This window comes from Thalassobacter sp. (assembly GCF_982993085.1).
In genome coordinates, this window is record NZ_CEZFMW010000079.1 from 1 (window position 1) to 16773 (window position 16773).

General features: G+C 56.8%; 11 protein-coding genes. 5 read left to right on the forward strand and 6 right to left on the reverse strand.

Going from position 1 to position 16773, the window contains the following annotated elements:
• From AC4GMC_RS12345 to AC4GMC_RS12365, 5 genes are all read left to right on the forward strand, one after another.
• Window positions 1-521, forward strand: a 521-nt coding sequence (locus tag AC4GMC_RS12345) for a tail fiber domain-containing protein (protein ID WP_490391456.1), incomplete at its 5' end; no start/stop codon positions are given.
• Window positions 518-1423, forward strand: coding sequence for a hypothetical protein (locus AC4GMC_RS12350; protein WP_487878264.1), 906 nt, complete (start codon window positions 518-520; stop codon window positions 1421-1423). The genes AC4GMC_RS12345 and AC4GMC_RS12350, both read left to right, overlap by 4 nt.
• Window positions 1423-2163, forward strand: a complete 741-nt coding sequence (locus tag AC4GMC_RS12355) for a hypothetical protein (protein ID WP_487878265.1) — start codon at window positions 1423-1425, stop codon at window positions 2161-2163. The genes AC4GMC_RS12350 and AC4GMC_RS12355 overlap by 1 nt, the downstream gene beginning before the upstream one ends.
• 174 nt (window positions 2164-2337) lie before the next feature.
• Entirely contained in the window at window positions 2338-3084 is a 747-nt protein-coding gene (locus AC4GMC_RS12360) for a hypothetical protein (protein WP_487878266.1), read from the forward strand.
• A complete protein-coding gene (locus AC4GMC_RS12365) occupies window positions 3084-4307 on the forward strand; it encodes a radical SAM protein (protein WP_487878267.1) in 1224 nt (407 codons plus the stop codon). Before AC4GMC_RS12360 ends, AC4GMC_RS12365 begins: the two co-directional genes overlap by 1 nt.
• Before the next feature lie 36 nt (window positions 4308-4343).
• On the opposite strand, the gene AC4GMC_RS12370 is transcribed toward AC4GMC_RS12365, so the two are convergent.
• The 6 genes from AC4GMC_RS12370 to pglX (AC4GMC_RS12395) form a co-directional block, all read right to left on the reverse strand.
• Window positions 4344-4874 (reverse strand): hypothetical protein, encoded by a 531-nt coding sequence (locus tag AC4GMC_RS12370; RefSeq protein WP_488047619.1) that lies wholly within the window; start codon window positions 4872-4874, stop codon window positions 4344-4346.
• Window positions 4871-6025 carry a DUF4268 domain-containing protein gene (locus AC4GMC_RS12375; protein WP_487877425.1) on the reverse strand — a complete coding sequence of 385 codons (1155 nt, stop codon included), beginning with the start codon at window positions 6023-6025 and terminating at the stop codon, window positions 4871-4873. Before AC4GMC_RS12375 ends, AC4GMC_RS12370 begins: the two co-directional genes overlap by 4 nt.
• 5 nt (window positions 6026-6030) lie before the next feature.
• Window positions 6031-8139: a BREX system Lon protease-like protein BrxL gene (brxL, locus tag AC4GMC_RS12380; protein WP_487880296.1), complete on the reverse strand. Its 2109-nt coding sequence runs from the start codon at window positions 8137-8139 to the stop codon at window positions 6031-6033.
• Window positions 8140-8150: 11 nt separating this feature from the next.
• Window positions 8151-10652 (reverse strand): BREX-1 system phosphatase PglZ type A, encoded by a 2502-nt coding sequence (gene pglZ, locus AC4GMC_RS12385; RefSeq protein WP_487884475.1) that lies wholly within the window; start codon window positions 10650-10652, stop codon window positions 8151-8153.
• Window positions 10652-14113, reverse strand: a complete 3462-nt coding sequence (pglX, locus tag AC4GMC_RS12390) for a BREX-1 system adenine-specific DNA-methyltransferase PglX (RefSeq protein ID WP_488082398.1) — start codon at window positions 14111-14113, stop codon at window positions 10652-10654. The genes pglZ and pglX (AC4GMC_RS12390) overlap by 1 nt, the downstream gene beginning before the upstream one ends.
• The coding region (gene pglX / locus AC4GMC_RS12395; RefSeq protein ID WP_490391457.1) for a BREX-1 system adenine-specific DNA-methyltransferase PglX at window positions 14113-16773 on the reverse strand (2661 nt) is incomplete at its 5' end. The genes pglX (AC4GMC_RS12395) and pglX (AC4GMC_RS12390), both read right to left, overlap by 1 nt.

The following is a 16773-nucleotide window of genomic DNA, read 5'->3' on the forward strand; positions in this document are numbered from 1 at the left end:
CCGGACCAACGGGCGCGCGAGGGCTTACAGGAGCAACTGGTGCGACCGGCCCGGTCGGTCCTCAAGGCCCTGCTGGTGCAAACGGATCGTCTGATACCGCCACCCAAGTACGGGACAAGCTCAAAACCGTAGATGGCTCTGGCTCTGGGATCAATGCGGACCTCTTGGATGGCAGTCACGCCAGTGCCTTTGCGCGGCTCTCAGGCGCCACTTTTTCCGGCACCGTAACGGCCCCGAACTTCGTGTCGTCCTCCGACGCGCGCCTGAAAACAAACGTCACGCCAATCTCTGACGCGCTTCAAAAGGTGCAGGCTCTTACAGGCGTTACCTACAACATGATCGAGGGCGGAAGCCGCGAAATGGGCCTGATCGCTCAGGATGTCCAAGCGGTAGCCCCAGAAGCCGTTATCGAGGCCGATGGCATTCTTCGTCTAGCTTACGGCAATCTCGTGGGCCTTCTCGTTGAGGCCATCAAAGACCTCTCAGCCGAGGTCGCGCAGCTGAAAGGCAAAGACCAATGATCGAAACCGGATTGCACGTTATCTACAACACCACCGCGCGGCTCCATTACGCCGTAGACGTTCAGGACACCTACGCCGGCATCGCTGTTTTTGAGCCATGCCAAGAAGGACAGATCGCGCCTGACTATATCGGCGAGGTTACTTGGGAAGACCTGAAAGCTGCTCTTGAGGAACCACAAGATACCTTCAACAAGGCCGGCTTTGTCGATCTCGAAGGCAACGGCGTCTTTGTGCGAGATCTGCCTGGGTGCCCCCATGGCGCGGTCTACAAAGGCCGCTCCTACTTCTTTCTCGACGGCATGGTCGGGCACGATGAGCTGACCGACTACGCTCTGATCGACATTATGACCGACAACAACGGCTTTCCTTTGCCGTGGCGCAACCGCTTTGCCCAATCTGCGCGCGAAAAGGTGGACTATTCCTTCCGGCACCGGGCCCGCACCCAAGCCTCAAACGCCCTCGTCATCTTTATGCCGATTGCAGGGCCGCTCTCTGGGGCCCGGGTGGAGCTCTTGTGCGACCAAGACCCTATCTTGCTCAACGGGACCTCAGTCGCCGGGCGCATTGATGATGCGACGATCCCGAATGATGGGGTTTGGTTCAAGCAGTTTTACTTCCACGCGATGGCGACCGAGACGATGACCGTGCCCGCGGGAGGGCGGGTTGATGTACCGGTAGCGTTGAAGTGGAATGGGAATGATACGCCTTGTGCTCATGCCCTGACCCTCAAGCTCGAGAGTGACGCCGGATATCTGCCGAAACGGCGGTTGACCACGGATGAAAATGGTCTGGGCAGCTTTGCCATTGAAGCACTTGGCCTCAGCCCTGGCGATCGGATCGCGGTGAAGATCAACACCGAGCATTACACCGCCATCGGCAAGATCATGGTGGAGGTCGTGTGATGGAGATTGCCACCACCACAGAGATGCAGATGATCTATCCCGCCTTCGTGATGCACAAGCATTGGGACATGCCAGAAGGGTTCAACGACCGACTGTTTGCGCTGGCCGCGGAGGATGCGGTGGCCAATCGGATCAGTGAGGACGGTGATGCGCGTAATGTGGGCGATCAAACCAATCACCTCGGGCATCTGCGCCACAACTTCCTGATGGACCGTAAAGGCCCGGAAGTAGCGGCTCTGGCAGAAATGGTAGCTGCGGCTGTGCGCGAATATCTGCAGCTGGCCTATGGTTATGCGCATGAAGGCGAAATCGCCATGATGTCCGACACGTTCTGGCAACGGCGCGACCAGCGCGAGAACGTTGGCATCAACACCCACACCCATATCCAGACCGACATCGTGTGTACGTACTATCCGCGGGTCACATTGGATATGGACTGTCCTGACACGTCCCTGCATCGCGGGGCGGTACGCTTCTACGATCCCGCAAACGTCGGCAAGCGGCTCTGGCCCTGCAACAACCCCGACGCCTATGTCGGCGGCTGGTACGCAGTCGAGCCGCGCACAGGTTCCATGATCGTCTTTGAGGGCCATGTGCCCCATGACAGCACCTATTTTGAGGGCGAGGAGCGGATGTGCATTCCGGTCCTTTGTTGCCTCGATCTTCCCAATTCTCACTGCAAGGCGGGGCTCACCGAGATCCTGGCCCATCAAACGCAAGGAGGCCCCCATGGCCTATAAAGTCGGCTCAACCATTGTCATTAGCGACAGCGGCACCGTGGATTGGTCCCGAATTGCCAATAAGCCTGCCATTGGAGCGGGGGATGTCACGTCGGTGACAGTGAACAACGGCAGCCCAACATCTGGAGGGTCAGTTTGGCCACGCGTTATTTATCAGCATGGCGGCAATTGTAATTGCGTCGCCAACTGCACGGTCCACAGCCTCTCAGGCGGAGGCTCTTCTGGGGCGGTGACTATTACAGCCAACCGCTACAGCTTCAACTGCAACTGCAATTGCCGGTGCTGAGCATGGAGGTGCGCAAAACACACCTCGACCTCTGGCCGACACGGGCCCTGTTTTTTGAAACGCCCGTGGAGTGGGACGTCAATCGCCAGTTGGCGGAGGAGGCAATCGCCACGGTGGGGGGGCTGGAGACGACAGACGCGCTTAGTGCATCCAAGCGGCGGGTGCGTGGGATCTTGGAGCGGAGCGATGCTGGTCAGGCCCTGAAAGCCCATCTGTTCGCATGCGCGCGGGCGGTGCTTGGTGATTGGGCCATATACCTCCACCCCGACCATTGCGAAAACCGTGCCTTGGTCATCGCCCCTGGTGGCTTTATCTCGACCCACAAGGACAGCCGCGAAGGCGATCTCACTTGCGTGCACTTCCTGACAGGAGGGGGTGCGGGGCAGCCGGTGAACAGCGTAGGCAACCCGCGCTTTGTGATCGAGGACCCCTCGCGCTACTTTGACGAAGGCCGGCTGCCCTTTGAGAGCAGGCATGGCTTCTCGGTCAACCCGCGGCCTGGGCTCTCGGTCTTCTTTCCATCCCACGTTCCCCATAACCAGCACCCCTATCAGGGGAGCACGCCCCACGTGCAGATTGTCGCGAACTTCCGCGTCACCCTGCCCGACGCGCTTGAAGAAAGGCTTTTTGACTGATGTGGTTTGATCTCACCCTTGAGGCCCGAGACGGTGCCCAGCACACCCTGCGCTACAATCCGCATACCTCCGAATGTGAGGGCCTGGCTCTGCCCGTGGAGCCTGGCGTGTTTGACCCCGTCCCGCGTGTCTCAAAAGACCAGCCTCTGGGCAAATCCCGCGCGCCGCGTGTTTTGAAAATCCAACTTGGCCTCTCGTGCAATTATGCCTGTAGCTACTGCAACCAAGCATTCCAGATTGCGGATGCGACGGTCTCGAAGCTGGCAGATGTCGAGCACTTCTTGACCCAGCTTGATGGCTGGATCGCGCAAGCCCCTGAACGTATTGAGATTTGGGGCGGCGAGCCGTTTCTCTACTGGGCCAAGATCAAGCGCTTGGTCGCTGCATTGGCGGAACGCTTTCCGGGTGTTCTCTTCTCGATTATCACCAATGGATCGCTGCTCAACCGCGAAAAGCTGGAATTCATTGCAGCACACGACATTGCGATCACGATCAGCCACGATGGGCCAGGGCAGCATTTACGTGGGCCAGATCCGCTTGATGATCCCGACAAGCGTGAATGGATCGAAACCCTGCTAGCTGAGCGCGCAGACAAGGTCGGGTTCAACGCCGTGCTGACGCGCGAGCATCATGATCTACAGGCGCTGAAGGCATGGTTCGCTGACAACGTCGGACCTGACATCTTCGTCGGGCTCGAGGGCGTCGTGAATGTCTATGATGCCGCGACCGCTTTAGGCACAGGGCGCTTTGTGCCCGCAGAACTGAACAGTCTCACACGGTCGATCTTTGAAGCCCTCGTTGAGGACCCGAACGCCTTCGGCCTCGGAGAGCGCATTGATGAATTCTACTCCTCGATCCAGCGGCAAAGGCCCATTGAGGCGTTAGGGCAAAAGTGCGGGATGGACCGAGAAGATACCATCGCCGTCGATCTCCGCGGCAACGTCATGACCTGCCAAAACACCGGGGCGAAGGGCGCGCACAAGATCGGACATGTCGAGGCGTTTGAGGACATCGCGCTCGATACGGCCACCCATTTTGCCTTCCGCGAGGAATGCATAAAATGCCCGGTCGTTCAGCTCTGCAAGGGATCCTGCATGTTCCTGGAGGGAGACTTTTTCAAGCAGAGCTGCGCCAACGAGTTTGCTTTTAATATGGGGATCTCGATGGCGGCGGTGTGGCATCTGACGGGGATGGTGGTGGTGGAGATCAAGCGATCAGATTGATACAATCTTGGGCGGCCGCCTGGGGAGCATAGGCCACTATTGCAAGCGCAGTCCCCGCACAAAGCCAACAAGGATGTCCCAAACGACTAGGACAGGCAAGATTGCAAGCCAAAACACAAACACGGAGGCCCTCGCTATCACGGCAACCAAAAAAACAGCTGCCATAATCAGCATGTAAATTACCTGTAGCTGAGCCGCTTTTTTGCCGCGTAACTGGACCCCCGCAAGCTTAAAAGATGAGTATTGCGGCTTCAAAAAATTAAATGTGCCCGCCTTATTTTTGATAGAAGCGCTAACGCCGGTCTTAGACAGATTGAAGCCGAAGGGACCTGCACGCCAACGGCCGATGAGCTGGACCCGCCCATTTTGCAGTGCGACACGCGTGCCATTTGCAATTCGTGTAGACGCCCGCACCCCCTTTGAAGAGTTGGCCGTAACGTTGACGGAGCCAATCTTCTTCTCCGCGCGGACTGCAACACCACCTGTCCGAGAGGCTCGCGTGTATTCGCCTCGATGTTCAATACGCACTTGTTTGCCGTCGTCGTCTTTCTTGCCCAAGCCGATCACAGATCGGCCTCCCCTTGCTCCGGCTCAAATGTTTGTGAACGGATGTCCACATTTAATTTTTGTATCGTCTCTCCAAAAGTCTTTTCCATGCGCACCATAGCGTTGGTCATGAAATCAATCATGCGTGGCCAATCTTCACGTTTGAACATATCAGCCTCTGTCTCACATTTGATCCGACATGCGCGCCTATGATCCAGGCGCTCCCATTCCATAGGTCCACCAAACGTGGCCTCAAGGACCTGGCGTTGGGCCAAAAGCTGATCGAAGATATACTTGTTCTCGGCCTGCTCACCCCGATCGATATAAATCTCCGCGCGCCCGTACTTGCCCGCCGCGGCGAAATTGAAGCCAACGCCGCGCATGCCAGACCCCGCACCGATCCAATTGGCGACCCCCGCGGAAATATTGTCGTATAGGCGTGATTTGGTCTGCATTACGCGGATCACTTCGCCCCAGAACTCGCGCCGTATTGTGTTCCGGGCGGCTTCCGCAGAAGAGGTTTGCACTTCGTCCTGAGCCTTGTCAGCCAGGCCAATCACGAAGTCCTGCGTGTCCCTCACGGAGATAATCTGCTCAACGTTTAGGAAAAGATCGTCTGCCATTGACCAAGGCGTAACCTTGAAGCACTGAACCTGGAGCTTGAAGTTCATCAGCCACAGAACGGTCGAGGTCACCTCTTTGCGAAAGTTCGCAGCGATCAGCATGATCCGCTGTGACACGCCGCGATTGAGGGTTACCTCCGACAAGTCGGCCACTTCCAGAAAATCGGCAATCAGCTCGCTCGCCGTACCGGGCTGGCCAGTCTTGGTCAGGTGATCCTGATAAATGCCACAGATGCTTTCGGTCTTAAGGCTCGCGCAGTAGGACGCGTATTTCATGGCCTGCCAAGTGACGTCCTTGCCGGTATCGTCGAGCTTGTTCTCGATGATGACCAAGCGGCCCTTCTTATCCAGAGCAAGAAGGTCGAGGCGCTCCTGCGTATCGGAAAAACCCGCGAATTCCTTCTGGATGATCAACAGGTCCTCACCCAGACAAGATGGATACTTGGCGATCCACTCCTGCAGGTGCTGACGCTCCTTAAAACCCAATTCGGAAAAGCTGCGGGCCTTGAGCGGCTTGATCGAGTTGTCGTCTTTATCGATGCGGAACATGCGTCTTACCCCTGCTCAGCGCGAACGTAGGTAACATAAAAGCCCTTGATGATGCGGTGCTCCTGCAACCGATCACTGAGCGAAAACCCGTCCTTTTTGATAGGTGCCTGAAAAATATCGAGGCCGCGATCAAGCACGATCTTCCACCCAGTATCGGTGACGATGTCGCGCGCATGCGCTGTACCCGTACCATCAAAAGCCCAAGTAAACTCAACACCAGAACCGACACAGGCGTCCAAGATTGAATCCAACAGCTCGCGTTGTTTGCTAACGTTACCATCATCCGGCCCAGTCACGAGATGAACGCTGACCTGATCCTCTGGCGATTTCCGCCGAATTACCATTTCAACGAATTCCATCATGTTCCGGATTTGATAGAAGTATCGAACATAGGGGTCTGTCACGATGATCTTTGCCGCGCCTTCGATGTAAGGACCAAATAGCCGATCGTAGCTGATCCCTTTGCGATCCTCGGTGAAGACATGATGGCCTTCTTCGAGAACAGGCTTTGCCTCTGCTTTGATAGGGCGCCCAGCCTCCGATGCAGGCCCAGAAGTGGATGCATCTTCGTCACCCGCAGATGTGGGTTCATCAACACCAGACGACGTTTCTGACTGTTCCTGTTCCTTGGGGTCCAGCGCAGGCTTAAGGTGATAGAATTGCGGATATTCTTCCTCCTCAACCGTGGTCACGCGGCGCTTGGCCCCATCCGTACCGAGGTAGTGGAAATCGACCTCAGGATATGTGCTATCGATCCGTGCAAGCTGATCTTTAACCCGCTTGCGGCTTTCCATGGCAAGCCGCATCAGTTCTTCAACATCTTCCGCCGTCTCACCGCCATTCGGGAAGATCAGCTTCAGAAGGCCAGACATGGTCTTATAAATCGCATCCCTATCACGCGTTGAAATCTTCTCGCTGATCTTGAAATGCTGATCCGGCCGGTTGGAGAAATCTTCCTGACGCAGATGGCGCAACATTTCAGCGAGATAATCTACAATAAAACCATAGCCGCTTGTGAACATCTCGCCGCGGATCACATCGATTTCCCAGCCGGGCAGATAGGCATGCAGACGATCGATGAAGGCTGAGTCGTGGAATTGCGGCGGCAGAGCCTCAAAGAGGTCGCTGTTCTTCAGCATGAATGGCACGTTGTGGTCGGTGTTGCCGACAAACGCAAAACTGGCCTCAGCCCCCATCGGATTCACGCCCCGCGAGAAGGTCTTGTTGGCCATATAGTTTTTCATGATGTCGACGAGCGCTTTATTGGCTGTCTTTTCCCGGCCGGCGAACTCGTCGAAAGCCACGACATCCCAGTAGCCGACAAGGCCAATGCGCCCGTTTGAGTTGTTCACGAAGAGTTTCGGGATCGTCACCTCGCCACCCGAGATCAGCTGACCGTGCGGCGAGAACTCCGAATAAATGTGCGACTTGCCCGTCCCCTTGGGGCCAAGCTCAATGATATTATAGTTCCGTTCCACGAAGGGGATCAGGCGCATCAACTGCAAGAGCTTCGCCCGACGCCCAAAAGCCTCCGGATTGAATCCGATGCTCTGCATTAGAAGATCGATCCAATCGTCCGTGCTGAAATTGTCCCGTGCCTCACGGTAGCCCTCATAGTCGACTTTGGCGATCTGAATGGGCTTGATGGTCTCGAGGATCCACGGCGAGATGCGCGCATCTTCCGAGAACTCGTATTGCACATCCGCGATGCACCAGACGCCCGTCACGAGTAGCTTTGGGTGTGCCTTGATCGTGCCACTATCGACCGCGACCTTCTTGATGCCGAGGTTGTCGAAAGTAGCCTCGTAGCTGTCGGTCTTCTCATTCAACGACACGCTGATCTGGTCGATGACCTTGTAGCGACCCTTTTCCTTGATCGTCGACTGAATGAGCCCTGCTTCGCTGCGGTGGACATAATGCTTGCGCAGGATTTCCTTGACGGTCTCGATGCCAGTCGCGATCGACGCCTCGTCGTCGGTGGCGCAATACTGACCCAAGAGATACTCGAGCACATAGGTCGGAACGATAGCGTTGCCCTTGACCGCCTTCACCAGGTCCTTGCGCACGACAAAGCCCGCGAAATGTTCGTTGATCCTGGCGTCGAGATCACTCATGGGCCCACTCCTCAAAAGTCAAAATCTGTTGTGATGCCACGTTTCAGCTGGAAGCGGTGGCTTGTGTAGTCCTCAAAGCGGCTCGTTTTGCCATATGGCTGACGCAACTTAAGGAATACGTCTTGGTTGTTGAATTTGTCCGCCTCACGCGACAGCAGGAACTTCCGGGGCATTTCGCGCTCACGAGCATTGTTCGACGTAAAATCGAACTGCAGAACATGCTCGTCTGAAATCAGCGTGTCGTCGGCTGCATAGATCCCGGCGACTAACTCGCGCGCTTGCACTTTTGCGGACACCGGTTGCGTTTGATAGAAAACAACTGCCGTTTGCCCAGACGTAATCTGGCTGCGGCCTGACACGATAATCTGCACCTCAACTTGGTTCACATCCGCCTCGCGCTGTTTTCCAACACGGAGGACGGGAATGACGATTTCTTGCAGCGACGCACCGCCGTGCACAAACCGGCTCCCTGCCCCTTTGACCCGCAGACGGTTGATCGAGTTCGGGATCAGGACATCGAGGTCTCCCGCCAGGCCCAAGTTCGCCGAGCTGAACTTCTTCATGCCCGCGGTTTCATCAAGGCCACGACCGATGACAAAGCGGCGATTGCGCAGCAGGATTTCGTCGCCCTTGGGATCAGCGACAGCGAAGTCGCTCTCATCAAGCGATCGGTGCTGGTAAAGGAAACCGTGATCTGCCGTGATCAGGATGTTCGAGAAATTCGCCGACGTCAGTTTTCGAACGAGCTTGGTCAGCTCTTCGATCGCATCTTCTGCCGCCTTGGGCAGTTGATCCTCGGTCTGCAGCTTGTCGCCAATCGCATCGATCAGGTTGTGATAGATGTAGACCACGTCATTGTCGCGGAAGAGCTCTTTGCCCTCATCGACCCGCATATCGAGCACATCGCGTGCGGACAGAGCCTTCGCGCGGTCGCCTGCACGTCCTGTTGCCAATAGCTTCTCGCGCGCGGCGAGACCTTGTGTGCTCTCGCCCCCCGAAAGAACCGATCCGCTGCCGTCAGTTGCGAAAGACAGTTCCCGGTTCGGCAAAAGTGCCGCCATCCCAAGCTGTGTATAGCTGGGGAGCGCACTGATCATGGGCTTCAGCTCCGCATCAAACCGGTTCAGCGCCCGGATGCGGCGTAGGCATTCCTCGGCCACCTCAAAGCGCAGGGCATCCGAGATAATAACCACGACCTTCTGATCGCGACGACGGAACTCTGCGGCCTGTTCGACGTAGAAGGCGCTCTGGCGTGCGTATCCGGGAATTGCCCAATCGGTCAGTCCGGCCACTTGATCCTGCCAGGCGTCATTCAGCTTCAAGAGGAAGCTATTAGTGTATCGATTCTCAACTGCCTCGTAGAGTTCCGAGAGCAGCGAGGCATGACCACTGCGCTGCATATGGTAGATGAATTTGCGATAAAGCTGGTCGAGCTTGTACCAGCTGCTGACATAGCGCTTCACCCCTTCGGCAGGGCTCGTCATCCCCAGATTAGCCTCGGCCAGCGCCTGCTGGAATTCAGTGGCAAAGCCGATTGCCTGATAGATGTCTTGGTATGTGTCATACCAATGGCTCTGCCGGCGCTCACGCACCCACTTCAGAACCTCGGACGCGCTGACGGTTTGGGTGGACATCGCATGCACGAGCTGCCGGATGATGTGGCGATCGATTTCCTCGAAATGGTCGACGGCCATGACCGTGCGGAAGTCGCGCTTGGACAAGTCTTCTGGGATCTTCAGCAAGGCCTGATAGCGTGCAGCAAGCGTCTCGAACGCCTGTTCCCAGTGGCGGTTGTTCTTCCAGCGCCGGAAGACCAGAAGTGCCTCAGCGCTCAGCTTACCGTCTTCGCCCAGCGCCCGCATATAAGCCGACTGGAAGAGCGCGATCGCGAAGTCTTCAAGATCGGGCTGGTCTGGCTGATAGCCATAGGCATTACCAACCTGCTTCCAGAAAACCTCAGTCAGGCCAGACCGCTCGATGAGCCGCATGGCATCATCGCGGCCATCCGCCAACTCACCCAAGAGCGCCTCGACCACCGTATCAAGCCCACCCTCAGCACCAGCGCAGACGGCGAGCATGCGCAGCCGAACCTGCGACTGGGTATCTGCCGCATGCAGTAGCCGTTTCAGCTCCGCCACGCGCACCTTAGAGCGGTAGAACTCCATATGGTCGCGCACGACGCTTTCAAACTGCGGCGGAAGGCCCAGCTCACCCAGCCAGATGCCGGCTTGATCCGCCTTGAAAACTGCCGTTGCCAACTGCAGGTCCAAAAGCCAGTTCGCTGCATTGTCAGGCTCTGGCCCGTCATGGAACACCAGAAACTTCGCGCTGGGCTCCTGCCGCAGCATCTGATGTTTCAGTCCAAATTGGTTGTTGGCGATTTCCACCTTGGTCACGCCAGCCAGATCGACCGCATCGAACTCTCCCCGCATGTCTCGTGCTGCGTCATACCAAAAGACGATGCGATGCTCGTCAAAAAGCCGTTCGAGGCTGGCGGTGATCCGATCGGTCATCAGCTCACCCCAACGATCTTTTTCAACGCAGCGCCGAACTTGGGATAGTTCGCCTTCACCCCGTCATCGAGGTCGATCTCGATCTTGGCCTGTGCGAGCGGGAAGACGACGTCACGTTCCCATTCATTCAGCTCGTCGACCTGTTTTGCGATAACGGCCATCTCCTTTAGCGCCTTGGTGCGCTGGCCTTGGCTGGCGCTCGGATCGTCGGACAGCTTTTCCAGCCGCCCACGCTCGCCCTCAAGTTTGCTGATGAATTCGCGCAGGTAGTCGTTCAGCAGCACCGACACGGTGTCGCTTTGATAGCGGTGCATGTAAATCAGCGCGTTGAACGTGCCCTTGGGGCTGGAAAACATCCAGTAGATCGGGCGTTTTTTGTAGCGTTTTACGTGATCGGCGTAGAAATCCTTGGTGAAGTATTTGCGTATGTCCTTGCCAAGCGCGTCCTCGATATAGCGCAGGTTTTCGCGGAAATGATCCTCGCCGAAGGTCACGCGCAGGAACAGGCGGAAGCGTTCGGTGATGTCGTCAGGGAACCAGTCGGCGTCGAGCACGGGGATGACGTTGTCTTCGTCCGGCATGAATTGAGGGTCTGGAATGCGGGCGAGGTAGTCCGCCAGTGTCTCGCCCTGATTGGCGAGGATTAGTCCAGGGGCGTCGAGGCTGTAGCGGCCGAACATGCAGCCCACGGCGTAGCTGAGGAACTCGGCTATGGTGTCTGCGCGCAGACGGATCTCGTTGGCCGCCGCGTCGTTCTTGATGCCATAACGATAGGCGGGGTTGCAGGTGAGGGTGATCTCCTCGATCGGCACCTCGGGGGTCAGCTCGTCCTGCAGGCCATAGGCGTCAATGAAGATGCGGTTGTTCTCTTCTTCCAGCTGCTGCATCTCGTCCGTCATGGACTGCCAATGGGTGCGGAGGGTGGTGTAGGTGCCCTCCAGCGTCTCGGCGCGGTGGTCGGGCTGGAGCAGCGGGAGCGTGGTGAAATCCCAGGAGGTTTCGAAGGCGTCCCAGTCGCCCTTGGAGAGTTGCTTTAACGTCGCCACTCTGTCGTCAGAAGGCACATTAGCATATGGTAGTTTGGAGAAATATCCGACGTCGAAATGGAATGTTGGGCTAATAGCCTTGATAATTCCATCAATTACATTGGAATTCAAAAGTGCAGCCGCTTGATAAAGGTTTCCTGACCCATTGGAAAATGCGGAGTGCGCAGAGTTGGCAAAAATAAAGCCTTCGTCGTATAGGCGGAACGCCGACTTTGAGGAAGTAATGTCAGACCAAGACACACTCGGTTGATAATAGCGAGACTCATTTCTGACCACACTTTTGGGCTTGATAGATTTGATTGCGGCCCCATTTTGCCGCCAGTCCACAACAAATTCGCAGTTCCCATACCAGCGCCTGAAGTCACCCCCTTTGTTGTAAGCGTGCCATCGAAGGTTTGGGTCTGGCGAATAGTTCGCGGCAGGCATGCTGAAATCCGAGCCCCCAACCTCAAACCAATTCCGGACGAAGCGAGGGTTGTCCGCCGTGGACAGACCTTGGCATGCAGTAAATTCCTCTGCGATTGAGGGAAGGACGTCAAACTGTTCTCGAAACTCATCGCTGACCCAGAAGGAAATCGGGTATCCAGGAATTTTCTCAAATTGCCGCGTATTTGCGCGGTGAAACCAAGATAGCGAAGTGTCTTGAATCGCCTCAAGAGCGCGTGGGCCTTGTTGGGCCGCCCCGCGAAATTCAGAGAGCTTCACATAGCCACCAAAAAAGTCAGGGCGGTGGAAGTTTTCAACAGTAAACGCGCAAATTGGGACGGTAGCACCATCAAAGCCCGAATACTCGAGCTGGATCAAACTTGTAAGGGTCTTGTGATCGAGCAGAAAGGATCGCAGCAGTTCGTAAGATGAAAGAAACATCCATACAAATGGGGTCATGAACCCTAACTGAGCTTTCGGCAAAGCAAGGTAGGTGTTGCGAACCATAAAGGCTGAGAAAAGATCGTGTCGAACATCAGAGAATTCGCTTTTCAAGAAAGACGCGATTTCAGCGTTCATCCCTTTTCCGCCCATATACGGCGGATTCGCCACTACCACGTGATACTTCGGCGACAGCGCCTCGGCCATGCGCAGCACGGCGATGACGCGCGCCTGCACGTCTTTCAACAGCAGGTCGCCGCCGAAATCCCGCGCCGCGACCACCCGCAGCGTCTCTGCCGGGTCGCGCAGTTTCGGCACGATCAGCGAGCCGAAGTTCTTGGCCTGCTCGAACTGGCCCAGCGTCTCGCGCAGCTCATCGGTGAACAGATCCTTGCCCACCACGGCGGCCACGTCCTGCATCTCGGCAGGCGTAAAGCTCACGTTCTGCAACACGCAGATGTCGGGTTTCGCCCCCATCCGCAGGAACCGCCGCCGCCCCAGCCGCGCCGCCGCCTTCATCGCCAGCGCAAAGGCGGCCAGCGCGCCCGCGCGGTCGTCAATCTCCACCCCGGTCAGGTTGTGCGTCAGGATCAGCGCGGGGATCTCTGTCGCGTCATATCCCTCTTCCTCGTAGATGGCGTAGAGCAGGTCAAAGGCATAGGTCAGCATGTGGCCCGATCCGGCGGCGGGATCGCAGATGCGGATCTCTTCTGGCTTGGTGATTTTCAGGAAATCCGTCTCGGGCTCTTCCGGCGCGATGTAGTAGTCCATCTTGGCCGCCAGCCCGCTTGCCGGATTGTTCAGCAGCCAGAGCCGCCCCAGCGAGTTCTCCACCAGATAGCGGACGATCCAGTGCGGGGTGAAGAGCTGCGTCGCGGCCGGGATGTTCTCGGCCGTGATCTTCTGGTTCTTCTTGAGGCCCGCGAAGACCTGATCCTTCTTCTCCGAGATGTAGAACTGGTAGAGCCAGCCGATGATCTCGACATCCTGACAGGCGTCCTCGGTCATGACCTCGCGAAGTTCGGCGAGGATGGAGGATTGCGACAGCAGATCTTCGGGCATCAGCAGTTCGGTGTAGTCGTCGATCTGCTCGAACAGGAACGGCATGGGGCCGTGCCACTGGTTGCAGCTATGGACGAGCAGGAGGCGATAGGCTTCAGCCTGCGGATCGGACGATGGGGTGCGGCCATCAAGCAGCGCAGCGATGCTACCCGGCGCGCCCTCTGGCAGGTTGCCTGCCATTGCCTCAGCCAAAATCTCGGGCCGTGTCTGACCCTCAGCCGGCGAAACGACCCCGACCGTCGTGTAGCCATTCGCATCCATGAAGCGCAGCGCGGTGAAGCGGTTGAACCAAGTATAGGCCACCTGCTCGATCACCTGCGCCTTGCCATCCCGCGCGATCGCAGCGTCGAGCTCTTTCATCGCCTGCAGGTGTTCCCGCCGCGCGGGCGAGGCCGGATCAATCACAATGTCAAGCTTGGAGCGAACCTGATCTACAGCCAAATTACGGGCGGCTTGGGCAAATTTCTTGAGCGCGTTCGTGTCCATCAGCTGAGCCCCGTGATTTTCTTCAGCGCTGCGCCGAATTTTGGATAGTTCGCCTTCACACCATCATCGAGATCGATCTCGATCTTGGCCTGGGCCAGCGGGAAGACGACATCGCGCTCCCACTCGTTCAGCTCGTCGATCTGTTTGGCGATCACAGCCATGTCTTTCAGCGCCTTGGTGCGCTGGCCCTGGCTCGCACTGGGGTCATCGGACAGCTTTTCCAGACGCCCACGTTCGCCCTCAATCTTGCTGATGAACTCGCGCAGATAGTCGTTGAGCAGCACCGACACCGTGTCGGGCCGGTAGCGATGCATGTAGATCAGCGCGTTGAACGTGCCTTTGGGGGAAGAGACCATCCAGTAGATCGGGCGCTTCTTGTAGCGCTTCACGTGGTCGGCGTAGAAATCCTTGGTGAAGTATTTGCGGATGTCCTTGCCGAGCGCGTCCTCTATATACCGCAGGTTCTCGCGGAAATGCGCCTCGCCGAAGGTGACGCGCAGGAACAGGCGGAAGCGCTCGGTGATGTCGTCGGGGAACCAGTCGCCGTCGAGCACGGGGATGACGTTGTCTTCGTCGGGCATGAAGCGCGGCTCGGGGATGCGGGCGAGGTAATCCTCCAGCCGCTCGCCCTGATTGGCGAGGATCAGGCCCGGTTCATCGAGGCTGTAGCGGCCGAACATGCAGCCCACGGCGTAGGAGAGGAACTCGGCCATGGTGTCGGCGCGCAGGCGGGTCTCGTTGGCGTCGGCGTCGTTCTTGATGCCATAGCGATAGGCGGGGTTGCAGGTGAGGGTGATCTCGTTCAGCGGCACCTCGGGGGTCAGCTCGTCCTGCAGACCATAGGCGTCGATGAAGATGCGGTTGTTCTCTTCCTCCAGCCGCTGCATCTCGTCCGTCATGCCCTGCCAATGGGTGCGGAGGGTGGTGTAGGTGGCCTCCAGCGTCTCGGCGTGATGATCGGGCAAGAGCAGCGGGAGCGTGCTGAAATCCCAAGAGGTTTCGTAGGCATCCCAGTCGGATTTTGCGCTTTCAACGCACTCCAATGTGCTTAATTTGGAATTCATCAACGCTGTATTTATCACAGGCAGTCGCTGCACGTCTCCTACTTGAAAGTTCATTGTCGGGTTAAGTGCTTTGATGTAGTTTTTTGATACCTTTGAGCAGAGGTAGGCTGTCATCCGTTCCGAGGCAATTTCAGAAAAAACCATTGACCCACCAACATCAAAAACAAATCCATTGGGCACATATCGCGCACTAAATCCGAAGCTGGAAATCAGGCCATAGGTTACACCAGCTCTAAAATAATATTTCTTCGCTCGCACCGGAGCGCCTGAATAATCCATCGGGAGTCCGGAATATGCATGAATTTCCGCACCATCATTAGCCCAATTGACAAGATATTCGTTGTTTCCGAACCAATTCCTATAACCTCCACCCTTGTTGTAAGGATACCATTTGTCTTTTCCGAATTTGGTATCAGCACGATTTGAGCAATTGAAATTCGCTTTGGAAATTGAAACTTCACTCCAAAGTCTTAGGAACTTATCATTGTTGCAGGTCGCCAGTCCCTGCTTGATATCCGCCGTTTCTGACAGGGTTTGACCCAAGGTGTATGCATTGCGGAAACTGTCGCCTTTTGCAAAAATGATTGGAGCCCCAGGAACCTTTGAAAAATCGATGGCCGACAGTTTATAATACCATCCGCAGTTCGGGTCTTGGATTACGTCCATCATCAGCGCGGCTTTTTCGGCTTCAGATTCGCCGTCTACAACGCTAATGTAAGCACCTTGCAAAGAAGCATGGTGCGCATTTTGGAATACAAATGAAGTAGTGGACACAACAGCGCCGCCAATGGTGTCAAAGGCACGTTCGCCCAAATGTGCCATCGTCAGCAATGTCGCATTAGAGAGCAGTTTTCCGCGCAGATTTTCGTAGGATGAGAGAAACATCCATGACTGCATGTTAATCATCGCCATCATGCCACTGTGAACCGACATTGCTAGCGTTCGCTCCATGAACATTGCGAAAAGATCAGCCTTGCTGTCGGGATACTTGTCTTTGGCGAAATCTTGGAGTTTACCATTCATTCCCTTCCCGCCCATATACGGCGGGTTGGCCACCACCACATGATACTTCGGCGACAGCGCCTCGGCCATGCGCAGCACGGCGATGACGCGCGCCTGCACGTCTTTCAACAGCAGGTCGCCGCCGAAATCCCGCGCCGCGACCACCCGCAGCGTCTCTGCCGGGTCGCGCAGTTTCGGCACGATCAGCGAGCCGAAGTTCTTGGCCTGCTCGAACTGGCCCAGCGTCTCGCGCAGCTCATCGGTGAACAGATCCTTGCCCACCACGGCGGCCACGTCCTGCATCTCGGCAGGCGTAAAGCTCACGTTCTGCAACACGCAGATGTCGGGTTTCGCCCCCATCCGCAGGAACCGCCGCCGCCCCAGCCGCGCCGCCGCCTTCATCGCCAGCGCAAAGGCGGCCAGCGCGCCCGCGCGGTCGTCAATCTCCACCCCGGTCAGGTTGTGCGTCAGGATCAGCGCGGGGATCTCTGTCGCGTCATATCCCTCTTCCTCGTAGATGGCGTAGAGCAGGTCAAAGGCATAGGTCAGCATGTGCCCCGAGCCCGCCGCCGGATCGCAGATGCGGATCTCTTC